Below are 15,751 nucleotides of genomic sequence, written 5' to 3' on the forward strand. Positions count from 1 at the left end.
GTAATGATACTAAGCCATTGCTGCTTATCAGTATTTACTATTTAAAAGTCACATTTTTTGGATGGTTGTAAATAGGATAGACGAAAAATCTACCCTATTCAAAGTGCATAGTGCCTGAGAAAAAGAAGATTGATGAATCAGCTAAGCTGCAACTTGGCTTCAGTGCTTTTTTCAGTCCAGTAGTCTACTTTTTCCAGTAGGTCTTGAACATCGAAGGGCTTACTTAAATAATCGTTCATACCAGCGTTAAAACAGTCTTCTCTATCACCTTTCATGGCATTGGCTGTTAGCGCAATGATGGGGGCATTAACATATCGCTCGCCGGCTTCACCGCGTCGAATACGGCGGGTTGCTTCAAAACCGTCCATGTCAGGCATTTGACAGTCCATCAATATTAAATCAAAAGTCACTTTCATTTTCTTTAAGGCTTCTAATGCTTCAATACCCGATTTCGCACTCAAGGTTTTGTGGGCACTTAAGTGCTGCTTCACAATGACCTGATTGATGTCGTTATCTTCAACAATAAGAATTTTACGTTTTTGTATTGCGGCGTTGTAACTATGGGCCTTACTTCGTTGGGGCGCTATTAGGCTATCGTCACCCTCTTTTAGCATGATGTTGAAAGTGAATGTACTTCCTTTGCCTTTCTCACTTTCTAAATGAATTTCACCATCCATAAGCTCACACAACTGTTTACTGATAGAAAGTCCAAGGCCTGTGCCGCCAAATTTGCGGGTTGTAGATAAGTCTTCTTGCGTAAAAACCTCAAAAATTCCCGCTTGTTTTTCTTTCGCGATACCTATTCCTGAATCTTTGACTGCGCAGGTTAAGCGGAGCTTATTGTCACTGGTATGCGCTAAGGTGGTAGTTACGTCAATTTCACCCTTTTCGGTAAACTTCACTGCGTTGCCAATCAAGTTAGAGAGAATCTGACGGAAACGAACAGAGTCTCCAATGACTACGTGAAAGCCTTGTAGGTTAAAATGAAAATGAAGACGTAGCCCTTTTTCTTGACATAAAATGGCGTATTGCGATTGCAAGCTTTCAAGGGTTTCAAGCAAATCGAAGGGTTGATCATCAATTTGAAGCTGCCCTGCTTCAATTTTAGAGAAATCAAGAATGTCATTGACGATGTGGAGTAGGCCTTGAATGCTAAAAGTAGCAAGCGAGAGGTAATGCTTTTGCTCGTCGTTCAATGGGGAATTCGATAGCAACTGTAGTACCCCAGAAATACCGTGAATAGGCGTGCGTATTTCATGGCTCATACTGGCAAGGAAGCCAGATTTCATATGTGCTGACTCTTCCGCCTTTTGCTTCGCGTCTTGTAAATAACGCTCCGCTTGTCGCTGTTGTGTAACGTCTTGTTGAAAGCCAATGTAGTGGGTGACTTCGCCGTCAGACTTTACTGGCGTGAGGATGAGTTTGTTATAGAAAGAGACACCATCTTTACGGTAATTAAGAATGGTGGTTTCAATTGGCTCGCGGTTTGCAATCGCTCTTCGTATCCGCGAGGTGGTATGACTATCGGTGCCTTCACCCTGCATAAACCTGCAATTTCTACCAATGATATCTTCTTTATTGTAACCAGTAAGGCGATTGAACGCATTGTTAACATAGATAATTGGTTGACCCGTACGCTTTATATCCGCAATAACAATAGAGACCGTGGCTTCGTCCATGGCGTGATTAAGAATTTGCACATGACTTTCTAGCGAACGTTGAGTGCTATAGTCAACCCCAACGAAAATAGCGCCTCTGATGTTATGGTTAGCATCTTCAAGCGGCGTATTGGTCCATTTAATGTGCTTTTCCAATCCGTCTTCTACCGAGAAATGTTTTAACTCTCCAGAAGGTTTATTAATGAGCTTATTGAGTATGTACTTAACCGTACCTTCACGCTCTCCGTATTGATCTTCACAAAAAGCATCGAACCGTTTGTTGCTTAACATCACGCGATGGTTTTCATCTACAACTAAGAGCATATCTCCCATCGAATCAATAACATTAGAAAACTGTTCATTCGATAACGACATCTCTGCAAGATCTGATATCAAGGTATCAAATGCTCTGCGAATATTGGCTAATTCTCTGGCCTCTTCTGCTATCACCGGCTCTTGTGAACCGGTATCTTTAATACGATTAGCAATGTCTTTATAAAGGGCTGACAGGGTGTTTTCGGCAAGCAATGCTGTGGTACGAATCATGTGAACATTAACTAAGATAATACCTATAATAATGGCCAACATAAGTAGTGCTAACCAATACAAACCTTTAAGGGCGTTACCGATAGGTTTAATGCTATACAGGGTTAAATTCTGATAGCGCGAGGCTTGCAACACATAGCCCATGGTATCGACATCGCTAAACGATGTACCGGGAATAATAAATTCCGGCTCACTACTGAAAAGTACTAATCCGCTTTCTTCTGTAACGATTTGGTTGGTTAGTCTAGGGTAGGGGGCTAATAAGGCTTGAAGGCTTTCCACGTACATGACTAGCGCACCTTCTGCAGTACCACCTAGCAATACAGGAACAGAAAAAAGCACGCCATTCTGAGTGATTGAAGAAAATGAAAGAGACGCGCCAAGGGTTTTTTGTTGCCAGGCAGTATCCAGTTTTTCAGAGATAGAATGACTCCAATTTTTCTGAATAACCATTTCGCCGGAAAAGTCGTACAACGCAAATTCTACATTGCGGGTTTGGGTTAACTTTAATGATCTGAAAAACATAGGGAGGTAATTATCCCGCTGCTCAAAATCTACCAGAGAATTAATAATGATATCGTTAGATGCAAGGTCAGCTAACTGCCGAGTGGTATCATTAACGATGAAAGAAAGGTCTTGCTCTAAGCCTTCAATAGACTGTTTTTGTACGGTCTCTATTTGCTGCTTGGCAAAAAAGAAGGTAAACGCTAAAAGCATTAACGCGACAATCAATATTAACCCGAATAAACGGGGGAGCATACTGGTTAATAAGCGTTTTCTAAGCGGTGGTGGCTGGAGTTGCATTACTGATTTTCCAGAACGACCAAGTTACCTTTTTTATCAAATGAAGCCATAAAATAGTCCTTAGCCATTAATGCGTCATGCTGTGTTGGGGTAAATGCAGGATCATAGGTTTTTAATACACCCTCGAAAGTACCTAGATCTTCTAATGTGTTTCGTAGCGCATCTACATCGGTGGTGCCCGTTTTGGTTACCGCTAATGCTAGCATATTGACAAGGTCATAAGCGTGCGCAATACCTGTAACCGCGTGAATAGCTTCAGGATCAACTAGGCCGTATTTGCTGTGATAAGCCTCTAACAACTGTTGGGCTTTTGTGTGTTTCTGATAATTAAAGTGAAATGTTTGCAATACCGACAAATTTAGTAAGTCTGGCTCTACATTTAATTGCTCTATAAAGTTGCCTGAAGCAATTCCCCAGTGGGATATAACCGGTAATGCAGTTAGGTTTTGTGCTGCTAATTCGTTCATTACTACGGCACCTTCTGGTGCATTAGTAACTAAAATGATAGCTTCTGCTTTGTCTGATTTGATAGCAGATATATCTTCTTCAAATTTCTTTTGTTGCCAGTTTATCCAGCGGGTAGTGGTTATGGTGATCCCCATTTCGGCCGCTGCTAAGGTGAGCGATGTCTCGTTAGAACGCCCCCACCCAGTACGCTCTAAAACCAGCGCTACACGTTTGATACCGCGAGAAGCAGCATGCTGAACAAGAACTTTCCCCGCCTCGGCGTCACGCACTGACACGCGAAATACATTGTTAGGATTATATTGGTTGTCTACAACTTGCGTACCCGCAGCCCAAGGAACAAGATAAAGTAAGTTGAGTTGATGAATAATCTCAAGCTCAGCTAATGCCACAGGGGTATGTACACCACCTATCACCGCAATTAAATCGCTTTGAGTGGCGAGTTGTTTGATATTGTGAATACCGCGGGCAGGGTTGCCTCTATGGTCTTTCAAGATGATATCAACAGGACGGCTCAGTAAGCCTCCCTTTTCATTAATTTCATCTACCGCAAGTTCAACGCCTCGTTTAATGGCTACACCACCGTCCACGGCGACAGCCGAAAAGTCAGCATCTATACCAATATAAAGTGGTGTAGACGCCTCACTGCCGTTAGTGTGAAAACTTAACGTCATTAAGGTTAACAGCCAAAATGTAAAACGTAAGCGCATAAAATCTTGAAACTGAGGATAAGGCTAGTAATTGTATAGCATTAATTGGTTAGTTTTACCTTCCAAACATTATTCTTTCGTCTAGTTTTGTTTAATTATTAGCCATGCATGAGCCGCACTTTTAGCAAGGTTTTTGTTTAGCGAAGAACAGTATTAAGTGAGTTATATTGCTGCAATTAATTAGAAGATTGACGGTCTTGGATTGGGGTAAATTGGTAGTAGCGCTTAAACTCTCTAGAGAATTGAGACAGGCTGTTGTAACCCACCGCTTCGGCAGCGTCTCCCACTCGATAACCTAGAGCGATTAACTCTCTGGCTTTGGATAGTCTAAATTTCTTTATATATTGAACGGGTGAATCCAGCACAACATCCCGAAATGCGCGGTGGAAACCAGAAACACTCATATTCACACTCGCGGCAAGTGAATCTACATTTAATATAGATGCATACTCATCATGAATCGTCCGTAAAGCTTGTGCGACTCTCGCATAATGCCCGTTGTCGGTAAGGCCGCAAAGAACATGGCCAGCTGGGCCATTAAGGATGTAATAAACAATTTCTCGAATAAAACCTGCGCCCAATGCTTTTGCGACATTCCCCTGATTTAACGCTTTCAATAGCCTGCGTGTAGCATCGGTAATGTTTTCATCTAATGACTGCTGACTTACTGTAAACGTTGGAGCGGGGCTGTTTTTCGCCTTGTCGTCGCGCCATTGGGAAAGCTCTACGAGTAATGATGCGGGAATATCAATGACCAAACCTAATATGCAATCGTCATCATCTAAGGTGGCTGCACATTGAGCAGGCAAGGGCACACCGAAAACAATGTAATCGCCTTTCTTGTATTCGATTTCACGATTATCAACATACAGGCGTTTAGTGCCTTGTAACATGATAATAATGCCTGACTGATAAAGTAGTGGCTGCTTAGGGCTGCCGTAAGGATCGCGAAAAACTCGTACGCCCTCTATATCCGTCTTGCTCACGCCATTAAGCGCTGATTTACCTTTTGCGTTTAAAAACTGTTTCAGAATTTGACTTAAAAAAGCCAGATCATGAGTAGAATTCGGGCTGTTTGTAGAAATAGGCAAATTTTTTCCAGAAATAGACGGTTTGTTTACGCACAATGGCACTATTATGCATTAACACAGGCAGATAATGACAGAGGAAAGACCATGAAATTTTCATTTAGTAACCCAACTCGCATTCAATTTGGCCAAGGACAAATTGGCTCAATCAACACCCTAATCCCAAAAGACAGCCACGTTCTAGTGTTGTTTGGCGGCGGTTCTATCAAAAAAAATGGTGTGTATGAGCAAGTAGAAAACGCGCTAGAAGGCTACAACTGGGAATCATTTGGTGGCGTTGAACCAAACCCAACCATTGAAACCCTAGATAAAGCTGTTGCCCTAATCAAAGAAACCGGCGTTGATTATATTCTCGCGGTAGGCGGGGGTAGTGTTATTGATGGTGCTAAGTATGTGGCGGCAAGTGCCGTATATGACGGGGAAGGCTGGGATATTCTAACGGGTAAACATACCGTTGATAACGCGCTGCCTATTGGGGCCATTCTAACCTTGCCAGCGACAGGTTCTGAATCGAACGGTGGTTCGGTGATAAGTAAGAAAGCAACCAAGCAGAAGCTGGCGTTTATGTCTCCGTTAGTTTATCCGCAATTTGCTGTATTAGACCCTGATGTAATAAAAAGCCTTCCGCATCGACAAGTAGTTAACGGTTTAGTGGATGCCTTCGTTCACGTTTGCGAGCAGTACTTAACCTTCCCACAAAATGCGCCGGTTCAAGACGGCTACGCTGAAACCTTGCTAAAAACCTTAATCCAACTTGGCGGAAAGATTGATAATAAGGACGATGCATGGCGCGCTAACCTTATGTGGTCAGCAAACCAAGCACTGAACGGACTTATCGGCTCAGGCGTTGCGCAAGACTGGGCTACCCATATGATTGGTCACGAACTCACGGCATTGTATGGCGTAGATCATGCTCGTTCATTAGCGATTGTCCAGCCGTCACTACTACTGGTTCAACTTGAGACCAAGGCAGCAAAGCTATCGCAAATGGGCCAAAACGTATTTGGTTTAGAAGAGAGCGATGATATTGCCATTCGAACTATCGACGCTATTGAAGCCTTCTATCAGAGTCTTGAAGTAGCTACGCAACTTACTGAGCATGAAGGCGATAAGCAAAGTGCCGTTAATGCTGTAGTAGAAAAATTGAAAGGAAACAAAATGCTTTCACTTGGCGAAACGGGGGCCATTACTCCAGAAGTAAGTGAGCAAATTCTTAACTTGGCAGTGGCTGAGTAATACCTACTTAAAAACGGGCTATCTCTTTATGTACAGCCCGTGTTCTTATTTTGTCATGATACAAACTGGCACGATTCTACTATTACCAAGGTAGATGAAGTGTCGGTTTGTTTTTTAATTATACAACTTAAGTATGGTTTTCAATTCCGTTTGCGCTTTCTGATTTTGTTTATTAGGTTTAAAGAAGGCAAGGCGTATTTCACGCCAGCGCAGATGGGAGTTAGCTTGCAGAGAAATTATCCCCCTTCCATTATTGATGTGGAAGCCAGTGGGTTTGGTGCCCGTAGTTATCCTATTGAAATAGGGATAGTGCGCTATGATGGTGCAAAATGGTGCAAACTCATTCGTCCTTTTGATAGTTGGGTTCATTGGGATAAAGAAGCAGAGTCTTTGCATGGTATCACTAGAACCATGTTGAACACTTACGGTGTTTGTCCAGTCAAAGTGTGTCACGAGCTTAATGCTTTTCTGAGTAATACCGTTGTGTATAGCGACGGATGGGTGGTAGATAACCCTTGGCTCATTAAACTTTTTGCAGCTGCTTCGGTTCAAATGTCTTTTTCATGTCGTGCATTAGAATATGTCTTAAGCGAACCTCAAATGGTGCTATGGCATGACGTAAAAACCAATATTGAATCGCAAAGCGACGATCGCCGTCATCGAGCAAGTACCGATGCGAAGGTTATTCAAAGCACGTATGTGGAAACTCGTAATCAGGCTGAAGCGGCAAAACACAAAAGTTAGCGCCTGCTTTTAAAGATGCTTTTTAGAATTAGAAAAAGTATTGAACACCTAACGTAAGCGCATTGTTTTCTTTATCTCCCACTTCTCGATGTTCAAATTCCAATGCCATATTTAAACCACTCTCGTCACCAACTAGCCATCCTAACCGAGTGAAAGTGCCTAAATCTTCGGGTATATAGCGCCATTCTGGATAGTATTGTAAAGGTGAGTGAGTCGTATTAAACGACGCATATATTTGCTGTTCAAAAAGTAGCGTTAACGCACGGTGAGCGCGAATAGAGAGTTGGCTATTTTTGCTGGCATTAAAATGACTATCGTAGCCAGGTATGGATTCAAGGCGTGTTTCATTAAAGCGACTTTTAATTTTCCACTTAGCTATTTTTTCGCTTTTGAACACGATGGGGCCGTAGTAGCCATTCCAATCAGAAGCATCCCAATCAGAAACATCCCAATCAGCGGCCTCGCTGTAAGCGGCACTCAAAGAGGCAAGCAATATTAAACAAACCACGCGAGTTGGGTAAGTTTTCATGAATAAATTCCTGGTCGAGTGAGGCAGCGTAAACGTGTTCTTATGACTACCGACTATTGTAAATGTAAGTAGTAACTTCATAACCACAAGGGTGTTTTGTTCGCCCTATGTGCCTATCTTTAACATAAAAATATGACACAAAACTGAAACAAAAAATAAGTGCTGAATAGTAAGTGTAGTCTTTTATCTAAAAGGTTAAAAATAAACTTGTTAGATATTTCTATTGTGAACTAACTTTTAAAGGGTAGTAGTCAGACTTACTTCAATATTAGTAGGCGAAGCAGTACTTTCAAGTAGGGAACATAGCCGGAGGTGAGTAATGCAAACGGAGTGGGAATTTGAACGAAAGTTTTTAGTAAGTTATGTGCCAGAAGGTTTGTTAGATACACGAAAGCCTGTGGCGATAAGGCAAGGGTATTTAGCCACTGAACCGGATAAGCATATTCGAATTAGGGACGAAGGTGGTAATTACACCATGGCTGTTAAACAAGGTATTGGTCTTAAACGCAGAGACACACGAATAACGTTAAACTCTGAGCAATTTGCTGATTTATGGCCGTTAACCCAAAATATGCGGGTGGAAAAACAGCGATATCGTATCGACTTTTTTGGTGCTCAGCTGGTGGTAGATATTTTTACCGGTAATTTGGCACCTTTAAAAGTGGTGGAAGTTGAATTCGATAGTGAAATGAGTAGTCGACAATTTTTACCGCCAGATTTCGCTGAAACGGAAGTGACCCATAAGAAAGAATTTCAAAATGTCGCGTTAGCGCGATTTGGTTTGCCGGATATGATTATTGCGAGCAGCAGCACGAGTAGTGCTTCTATTCTCGCAGGGTCAATATAGACAAGAGATGGCTAAAATATAGCTAAGCCATAGCAAAATATTGACGTGAAATTAAAAAGGGTCACTTCATCATGAAGTGACCCTTTTTCTGTTTTAAGCTTTCAACAGCCTTGAGCAAACTATACCGCTGAGCAAACTATACTGATGAACGTAATGCTTCCGCTTTATCAGTCGCTTCCCATGGGAAGGCTTCTCGGCCGAAGTGACCATAAGCAGCCGTAGGTAGGTAAATAGCACGTTCTAAATCAAGCATTTTGATTAAGCCATAAGGGCGTAAATCGAAATGTTCACGTACCAATGCCACTAAGGTTTTTTCGTCAACCACACCAGTACCGAAGGTATCAATGCTGATAGATGTTGGCTCGGCAACACCAATGGCGTAAGAAACCTGAATTTCACAGCGCTTAGCAAGTCCAGCAGCAACAATGTTTTTAGCAACATAACGGCCTGCGTATGCGGCGCTTCTGTCTACCTTTGAAGGATCTTTACCCGAGAAAGCACCACCACCGTGACGGGCCATACCACCGTAGGTATCTACAATGATTTTACGACCAGTTAGACCACAATCACCAACAGGTCCGCCAATAACAAAGCGGCCAGTAGGGTTAATGTGGAATTGGGTATTGCTATCAAGCCATTCACTAGGTAGCACAGGTTTAATAATTTCTTCCATTACTGCTTCGCGTACTTGCGCAGTAGAAACAGAATCACAATGCTGGGTAGAAAGTACTACGGCATCAATGCCTACAGGCTTGTCGTTTTCATATTTAAACGTAATTTGGCTTTTCGCATCTGGGCGTAAGAAGTCTAACTTGCCAGATTTTCTTACTTCAGCTTGTTTTTGTACCAAGCGGTGAGAATAAGTAATAGGCGCTGGCATTAATACATCAGTTTCGTCACTGGCGTAACCGAACATAAGGCCTTGGTCGCCCGCACCTTGTTCTTCTAAACTTTCGCGGTCAACACCTTGGTTGATATCTGGCGACTGTTTACCAATGGCGTTTAGTACTGCACAAGAGTCAGCGTCGAAACCCATATCAGAGTGAACGTAGCCAATGTCTCTTACGGTTTTACGTGCGATTTCTTCAATATCAACCCACGCTGAGGTGGTGACTTCACCACCTACTAATACCATTCCGGTTTTAACGTAGGTTTCACAGGCCACGCGGGCACGAGGATCTTGTTCTAGAATAGCATCTAGAACCGCATCTGAAATTTGATCTGCGATTTTGTCCGGGTGTCCTTCAGACACAGACTCGGAGGTGAATAAATGCGTGGCCATACATGCTCCATAAGCGTTTATTGTTCAAAATAGGTGAGTATTGTACTAAAACAAGGTATAAATACCAGTCTTTACTTCTAGACGTCTAAAAGTCCTTTCGTTACGATTTGTTGACAGTGGCGGATCACTTTTACAGATAATTGAGTAAATTTAGCCATGCTAATCAAAAGAAGCGATATTGGCTTGCAATGAAATGATATGAATATTCATTATTTTAGCCAACTTTCGGTAATGGCAATGAAAAGCCATTGAACTGAATGGTGGCATGGGTAAGAATAACGCCCACATTAAGATATACAGCAATGCAGCGCTTTAAGGTTGAACAAAGGGATTTTGCCCACAGTGTTCCCTTAGCGAAATTCAGCTACAAATAAATCAGGAGACAACATGCCCTCTCGTCGTGAACTTGCCAATGCCATCCGTGCTTTAAGCATGGACGCTGTTCAACAGGCCAAATCTGGTCACCCAGGCGCCCCTATGGGGATGGCTGATATTGCCGAGGTACTATGGGGTGATTTTCTATCACATAACCCGGCAAACCCGTCTTGGGCAAACAGAGACCGCTTCGTGCTTTCAAACGGTCATGGCTCTATGCTGTTGTACTCATTGCTTCATCTTTCAGGCTATGAATTGCCTATTGAAGAGCTTAAGAACTTCCGTCAGTTGCACTCTAAAACGCCAGGCCATCCAGAGTATGGGTATGCACCAGGTGTTGAAACTACCACTGGCCCACTTGGCCAAGGCGTTAGTAACGCAGTAGGTATGGCGCTAGCTGAAAAAGTATTAGCGGCTCAGTTTAACCGCGACGGACACGATATTGTCGACCACTACACCTACACTTTCATGGGCGATGGCTGCCTTATGGAAGGTATTTCTCATGAAACCTGTTCACTTGCTGGCACACTGGGCCTGGGTAAACTTATTGGTTTCTGGGATGACAACGGCATTTCAATTGACGGTGAAGTTGAAGGTTGGTTTACCGACGACACACCAGCACGCTTTAAAAGCTACGGCTGGGAAGTGATTGAAGGCGTTGACGGTCATGACGCTGAACAAATCAAAGCCGCTATTGAACAAGCTAAATCGAACAGCGCTCAGCCAACGCTAATTTGCTGTAAAACGGTGATTGGTTTTGGTTCGCCAAACAAAGAAGGTACTGAGTCTTGTCACGGTGCACCATTAGGTGATGACGAAATTATCGCTACCCGCGAAAAGCTTGGGTGGAAACACGGTGCATTTGAAATTCCAGACGACATTTATGCCGGTTGGGATGCTAAAGGCAAGGGTGGCGAAGCTGAAAGTGCGTGGAACGATGCCTTCGCAGCATATGAAAGTGCACACCCTGAATTAGCCGCTGAGTTTAAGCGTCGTGTGAATGGCGAATTGCCAGCAGACTTCAGCGATAAAGCGGATAAAATCATTGCTGATTTGCAAGCTAACCCGCAGAACATTGCATCACGTAAAGCATCACAAAATGCATTAAATGCATTTGGTCCTTTGTTACCAGAACTTCTTGGCGGCTCTGCCGACTTAGCCGGTTCAAACCTAACTATTTGGGATGGCAGTAAAGGCGTTGAAGCCACTGACGCATCAGGTAACTACATTTACTATGGTGTACGTGAATTCGGTATGTCAGCCATGATGAACGGTATTACCCTTCATGGTGGTTTTAAAGCGTACGGTGCTACCTTCCTTATGTTTATGGAATACGCTCGTAATGCGGTACGTATGGCGGCGCTAATGAAGCAACCTGCTATTTTCGTATACACGCATGATTCAATTGGTTTGGGTGAAGATGGCCCAACGCATCAGCCAGTCGAGCAAGTAGTTGCGCTTCGTGCTACACCAAACCTAGACAACTGGCGTCCATGTGACCAAGTTGAATCTGCTATCGCATGGAAGTTCGCGATTGAGCGCAACGATGGTCCTTCAACGTTGATCTTCACTCGCCAAGGTTTGCCACAGCAAGAACGTAACGAACAGCAAGTTGCTGACGTTGCCAAAGGTGGTTATGTGCTTAAGGATTGTGCAGGCACGCCTGAATACATCTTTATTGCTACAGGGTCTGAAGTTCAACTTGCTGTTGAAGCCGCTGATAAACTAAATGCAGAGGGTAAAGCGGTTCGCGTAGTTTCTATGCCTTCTACCGACGTTTTCGACCGTCAATCAGCGGATTACCGTGAAAGCGTATTGCCTTCTAACGTAACTAAGCGTGTTGCAGTTGAAGCACTATCGAAAGAAAGCTGGTACAAATATGTAGGTTTCAACGGCGCCATCATTGGTATGGATACGTTCGGTGAATCAGCACCAGCGGGTGACTTGTTCAAACATTTTAATATTACTACTGATGCAGTGGTAGAGGCAGCATTGTCTCTTAGCTAACGAGGTCACCGCAGTCTATGGTAAACATTGCCATAAACGGGTTTGGTCGTATTGGTCGTAACGTGTTGCGCGCGCTTTATGAAAGCGGGCGCAATAACCACTTTAACGTGGTTGCGATTAATGATGTCGCTAAACCAGAAGGTATAGCTCACTTATTGAAATACGATACCGCCCACGGGCGGTTCGGTTTTGATGTGACACTAGAAAACAACACACTTAATGTGGCAGGCGATGCTATTCGCTTGTTAGCACAACCTGATATCAACTTACTGCCCTGGCGTGAAATTGGGGTAGATATTGTGCTGGAATGCACGGGTAAGTTTGATGATAGGGCGTCAGGCCAGTCGCATATTAATGCGGGGGCAGGTAAAGTGCTATTCTCTTCTCCGGGTTCCCCAGATTTAGACAATACCGTGATTTTTGGTACCAACGATGACACGCTCAAAGCGGAGCATAAATTGGTGTCTAACGGGTCGTGCACTACCAACTGTATTGTACCGGTTATTCAAGCGCTAGACGCGGCCTTTGGGGTTGAGAGTGGCACAATTACCACTATTCACGCCTCTATGCACGACCAACAAGTTATCGACGCTTACCACCCAGATTTACGGCGTACTCGCGCCGCCAGTCAGTCTATTATTCCAGTAGACACGCGGTTAGCTGCGGGAATAGAGCGTATTTTGCCTAAATTTGCAGGTAAATTTGAAGCTATTGCGGTACGGGTTCCAACCATTAATGTTACTGCAATGGATTTAAGTGTAACCTTAAGTACGCAAGTAACGATTGCTGACGTTAATCACGCATTGAAGAGAGTAAAAGCAGGGCGATTGCAGGGTATTTTAGATTACACTGAAGAGCCACTTGTTTCTGTTGATTTCAATCACGATCCCCATTCTTGTATTGTGGATGGTACGCAAACCCGCGTAAGTCATAAACAGCTGGTAAAAACACTGGTGTGGTGTGACAACGAATGGGGTTTTGCAAACAGAATGCTCGACACCGCGCAAGCAATGTATGACGCAAGCTAATTAAGAATTTTGCTGCCAAGGTTGGTAGCGCCAGCCTTGGCAGCTTTCACAGTTATTCGATTAACAAGGGAAAGACAATGGCAATTCCAAGTATGAGTGATTTGGCCTTAAACGGTCAGCGCGTATTAATTAGACAAGATTTAAACGTGCCTGTAAAAGGTGGCGTAGTTACCTCTGATGCGCGTATTAAAGCTTCCATTCCTACTATTAAAGCGGCGCTAGATGCTGGTGCTGCGGTAATGGTAATGTCGCATTTAGGCCGCCCTACAGAAGGTGAGCCAGCGGAAGAATTCTCTCTTCAGCCTGTTGTGAATTATTTGAACGACGCGTTAGACGTACCGGTAACCTTAGAAAAAGATTATTTGAACGGTGTTGATGTTGCACCAGGTTCTTTGGTTATTCTAGAAAACGTACGCTTTAATGAAGGCGAGAAAAGCGACGACGAAACCCTATCAAAGCAATATGCAGCCCTATGCGATATTTTCGTGATGGACGCATTTGGTACCGCGCACCGCGCACAAGCGTCAACACATGGTGTGGCAAAATTTGCTACTAAAGCGTGTGCAGGCCCACTTCTTGCTGCTGAATTGGATGCACTAGGCAAAGCCCTAGATAACCCTAAACGTCCAATGGTAGCCATTGTAGGCGGGTCTAAGGTATCTACTAAGCTTACCGTACTTAAAACCTTAGCCGAAAAAGTTGACCAACTTATTGTTGGCGGCGGTATTGCCAATACGTTTATTGCCGCACAAGGCCATAACGTAGGTAAATCGTTGGTTGAAATGGATTTAACCGAGCAGGCGAAGCAACTAATGAGCGATGCCGTTGCGAATGGTGGAAACATTCCAGTGCCTACCGATGTGGTAGTGGGCAAAGCTTTCGATGAAAATACAGAAGCAACGCTTAAAGCCGTTAGTGATGTAGCTGACGACGACATGATTTTTGATATCGGCCCAGATTCATCAAAAGCCCTTGAGAGCATTATCAAAAATGCGGGTACGATTGTGTGGAATGGTCCTGTAGGTGTATTTGAATTTGAACAGTTCAGTGCAGGTACAAAGGCGTTAGCTGAGGCTATTGCTGATAGCGATGCGTTCTCAATTGCAGGTGGTGGTGATACACTGGCAGCAGTAGATAAATATGAAATCGCTGATAAGATATCTTATATCTCTACAGGTGGTGGTGCGTTTCTAGAGTTTTTAGAAGGCAAAACATTACCTGCAGTAGCCATGCTAGAAGAAAAAAACAAATAAAATTAGCAGACTACTAAAAAATCGATTCCGATTTTCGCCGGCGATACATTGAAGTACGTCGGCATATAACGATAAACCCTACACCTGTTCTTAGAGCAGTATTATAAAAAAGGAGTGTTGCAATGGCATCACAAGCACAGCAGGCCATGCTAGATAAACTTAAAACGCAGGTTGGTTTTATTGCAGCTTTAGATCAAAGCGGCGGTAGTACACCAAAAGCGCTACGTTTATACGGCATTGAAGAGTCAGAATACAGTTCTGACGAAGAAATGTTTAACCTTGTTCACCAAATGCGTACACGTATTATCACCAGCACCCCTTTCAGTGGCGAGCGGGTTTTAGGCGCTATTTTATTTGAAAATACCCTAGACCGTGAAATTGAAGGTATGTCTACTGCGCATTACTTGTGGCAGAAGAAGCGCGTTATTCCTTTCTTGAAAGTGGATAAAGGGCTTGTTGAAGAGAGCAACGGTGTACAGGTAATGAAGCCGATTGTTGGTCTAGATGCGTTACTGGCGAAAGCCGTTGCTCAAGATGTTTTTGGTACCAAGATGCGTTCAGTGGTTAAACTGGCAAATCATCAAGGTATCAAAGATGTGGTAGAGCAGCAGTTCGAAGTGGGTAAGCAAATTATCGCAGCAGGTTTAGTGCCTATCATTGAACCAGAAGTAGATATTCATAGCCCTCAAAAAGCGGAAGCAGAAGCACTGCTTAAACTTGAAATTCTAACTCAGCTTAATTTGTTGAACGAAGGCCAAGAAGTGATGTTAAAGCTTACACTGCCTAATGAAGCTAACTTCTATAAAGAGCTTGTTGATCATCCTCGTGTACTTAAAGTGGTAGCATTATCTGGCGGTTACAACCGTGAAGAAGCTAATGCGAAGCTTTCAGAAAACCAAGGTATTATCGCAAGTTTCTCAAGAGCGCTAACCGAAGGTGTTTCTGACAAACAGTCTGATGACGAGTTTGCAGCTACATTAGATGGAGCGATTGAAGGCATTTACCAAGCTTCAAAAGCATAAGTTTTATTGTTTAAAAGGGGGCGCTTGTAAGCGCCCCCTTTTTTATTCGTTTTTCCCATTCCTCGCTACAATTTAAAAATCACATCCAAAGTCGCCCAAATTTCATCTTACAACCGCGTTTACTCACCGTTTATTTTTAAAACAGATGATTTATTCC

Annotated in this window: 12 protein-coding genes; 7 read left to right on the forward strand and 5 right to left on the reverse strand. The window is 43.4% G+C overall.

From position 1 onward, the window contains the following. Positions 1-137: 137 nt before the first annotated feature. From ALT761_RS03760 to ALT761_RS03770, 3 genes are all read right to left on the reverse strand, one after another. Positions 138-3,008, reverse strand: coding sequence for an ATP-binding protein (locus ALT761_RS03760; protein WP_129736633.1), 2,871 nt, complete (start codon positions 3,006-3,008; stop codon positions 138-140). Beyond that, positions 3,008-4,147, reverse strand: a complete 1,140-nt coding sequence (locus ALT761_RS03765; RefSeq protein ID WP_232043528.1) for an ABC transporter substrate-binding protein — start codon at positions 4,145-4,147, stop codon at positions 3,008-3,010. Before ALT761_RS03765 ends, ALT761_RS03760 begins: the two co-directional genes overlap by 1 nt. 212 nt (positions 4,148-4,359) lie before the next feature. Continuing rightward, positions 4,360-5,274 carry an AraC family transcriptional regulator gene (locus ALT761_RS03770; protein ID WP_129736637.1) on the reverse strand — a complete coding sequence of 305 codons (915 nt, stop codon included), beginning with the start codon at positions 5,272-5,274 and terminating at the stop codon, positions 4,360-4,362. A gap of 84 nt (positions 5,275-5,358) precedes the next feature. On the opposite strand from ALT761_RS03770, the gene ALT761_RS03775 reads away from it, so the two are divergent. Further along, positions 5,359-6,507: an iron-containing alcohol dehydrogenase gene (locus tag ALT761_RS03775; protein WP_129736639.1), complete on the forward strand. Its 1,149-nt coding sequence runs from the start codon at positions 5,359-5,361 to the stop codon at positions 6,505-6,507. Between the two features lie 213 nt (positions 6,508-6,720). Beyond that, on the forward strand, positions 6,721-7,251 hold the full coding sequence (locus tag ALT761_RS03780; RefSeq protein ID WP_172602930.1) for a hypothetical protein: 531 nt from the start codon (positions 6,721-6,723) through the stop codon (positions 7,249-7,251). 28 nt (positions 7,252-7,279) lie between these two features. On the opposite strand, the gene ALT761_RS03785 is transcribed toward ALT761_RS03780, so the two are convergent. Then, positions 7,280-7,780, reverse strand: coding sequence for a hypothetical protein (locus tag ALT761_RS03785; RefSeq protein ID WP_129736643.1), 501 nt, complete (start codon positions 7,778-7,780; stop codon positions 7,280-7,282). 319 nt (positions 7,781-8,099) lie between these two features. On the opposite strand from ALT761_RS03785, the gene ALT761_RS03790 reads away from it, so the two are divergent. Continuing rightward, positions 8,100-8,627 (forward strand): CYTH domain-containing protein, encoded by a 528-nt coding sequence (locus tag ALT761_RS03790; RefSeq protein WP_129736645.1) that lies wholly within the window; start codon positions 8,100-8,102, stop codon positions 8,625-8,627. Between the two features lie 136 nt (positions 8,628-8,763). Here the strand turns inward: ALT761_RS03790 and metK are convergent, their stop codons facing one another. Then, a complete protein-coding gene (gene metK, locus ALT761_RS03795; RefSeq protein WP_129736647.1) occupies positions 8,764-9,909 on the reverse strand; it encodes a methionine adenosyltransferase in 1,146 nt (381 codons plus the stop codon). A gap of 387 nt (positions 9,910-10,296) precedes the next feature. Between metK and tkt the strand changes: the two genes are divergently transcribed. The 4 genes from tkt to ALT761_RS03815 all read left to right on the forward strand — a co-directional run bounded on the left by tkt (position 10,297) and on the right by ALT761_RS03815 (position 15,594). Then, on the forward strand, positions 10,297-12,291 hold the full coding sequence (gene tkt, locus ALT761_RS03800; protein ID WP_129736649.1) for a transketolase: 1,995 nt from the start codon (positions 10,297-10,299) through the stop codon (positions 12,289-12,291). A gap of 17 nt (positions 12,292-12,308) precedes the next feature. Then, a complete protein-coding gene (epd, locus tag ALT761_RS03805; RefSeq protein WP_129736651.1) occupies positions 12,309-13,319 on the forward strand; it encodes an erythrose-4-phosphate dehydrogenase in 1,011 nt (336 codons plus the stop codon). A 77-nt stretch (positions 13,320-13,396) separates the two neighbouring features. Then, on the forward strand, positions 13,397-14,572 hold the full coding sequence (locus tag ALT761_RS03810) for a phosphoglycerate kinase (protein ID WP_129736653.1): 1,176 nt from the start codon (positions 13,397-13,399) through the stop codon (positions 14,570-14,572). A gap of 122 nt (positions 14,573-14,694) precedes the next feature. After that, positions 14,695-15,594 carry a fructose bisphosphate aldolase gene (locus tag ALT761_RS03815; protein WP_013785318.1) on the forward strand — a complete coding sequence of 300 codons (900 nt, stop codon included), beginning with the start codon at positions 14,695-14,697 and terminating at the stop codon, positions 15,592-15,594. Positions 15,595-15,751 lie beyond the last annotated feature (157 nt).

Source organism: Alteromonas sp. 76-1 (assembly GCF_900654235.1).
Taxonomy (GTDB): domain Bacteria; phylum Pseudomonadota; class Gammaproteobacteria; order Enterobacterales; family Alteromonadaceae; genus Alteromonas; species Alteromonas naphthalenivorans.

Coding starts and splice junctions, on each gene's coding strand:
- epd (WP_129736651.1), top strand. CDS start 12,309: ATGGTAAACATTGCCATAAACGGGTTTGGTCGTATTGGTCGTAACGTG.
- ALT761_RS03780 (WP_172602930.1), top strand. CDS start 6,721: ATGGGAGTTAGCTTGCAGAGAAATTATCCCCCTTCCATTATTGATGTG.
- ALT761_RS03815 (WP_013785318.1), top strand. CDS start 14,695: ATGGCATCACAAGCACAGCAGGCCATGCTAGATAAACTTAAAACGCAG.
- ALT761_RS03785 (WP_129736643.1), bottom strand. CDS start 7,780: ATGAAAACTTACCCAACTCGCGTGGTTTGTTTAATATTGCTTGCCTCT.
- ALT761_RS03790 (WP_129736645.1), top strand. CDS start 8,100: ATGCAAACGGAGTGGGAATTTGAACGAAAGTTTTTAGTAAGTTATGTG.
- ALT761_RS03765 (WP_232043528.1), bottom strand. CDS start 4,147: ATGACGTTAAGTTTTCACACTAACGGCAGTGAGGCGTCTACACCACTT.
- metK (WP_129736647.1), bottom strand. CDS start 9,909: ATGGCCACGCATTTATTCACCTCCGAGTCTGTGTCTGAAGGACACCCG.
- ALT761_RS03810 (WP_129736653.1), top strand. CDS start 13,397: ATGGCAATTCCAAGTATGAGTGATTTGGCCTTAAACGGTCAGCGCGTA.
- ALT761_RS03760 (WP_129736633.1), bottom strand. CDS start 3,008: ATGCAACTCCAGCCACCACCGCTTAGAAAACGCTTATTAACCAGTATG.
- tkt (WP_129736649.1), top strand. CDS start 10,297: ATGCCCTCTCGTCGTGAACTTGCCAATGCCATCCGTGCTTTAAGCATG.
- ALT761_RS03775 (WP_129736639.1), top strand. CDS start 5,359: ATGAAATTTTCATTTAGTAACCCAACTCGCATTCAATTTGGCCAAGGA.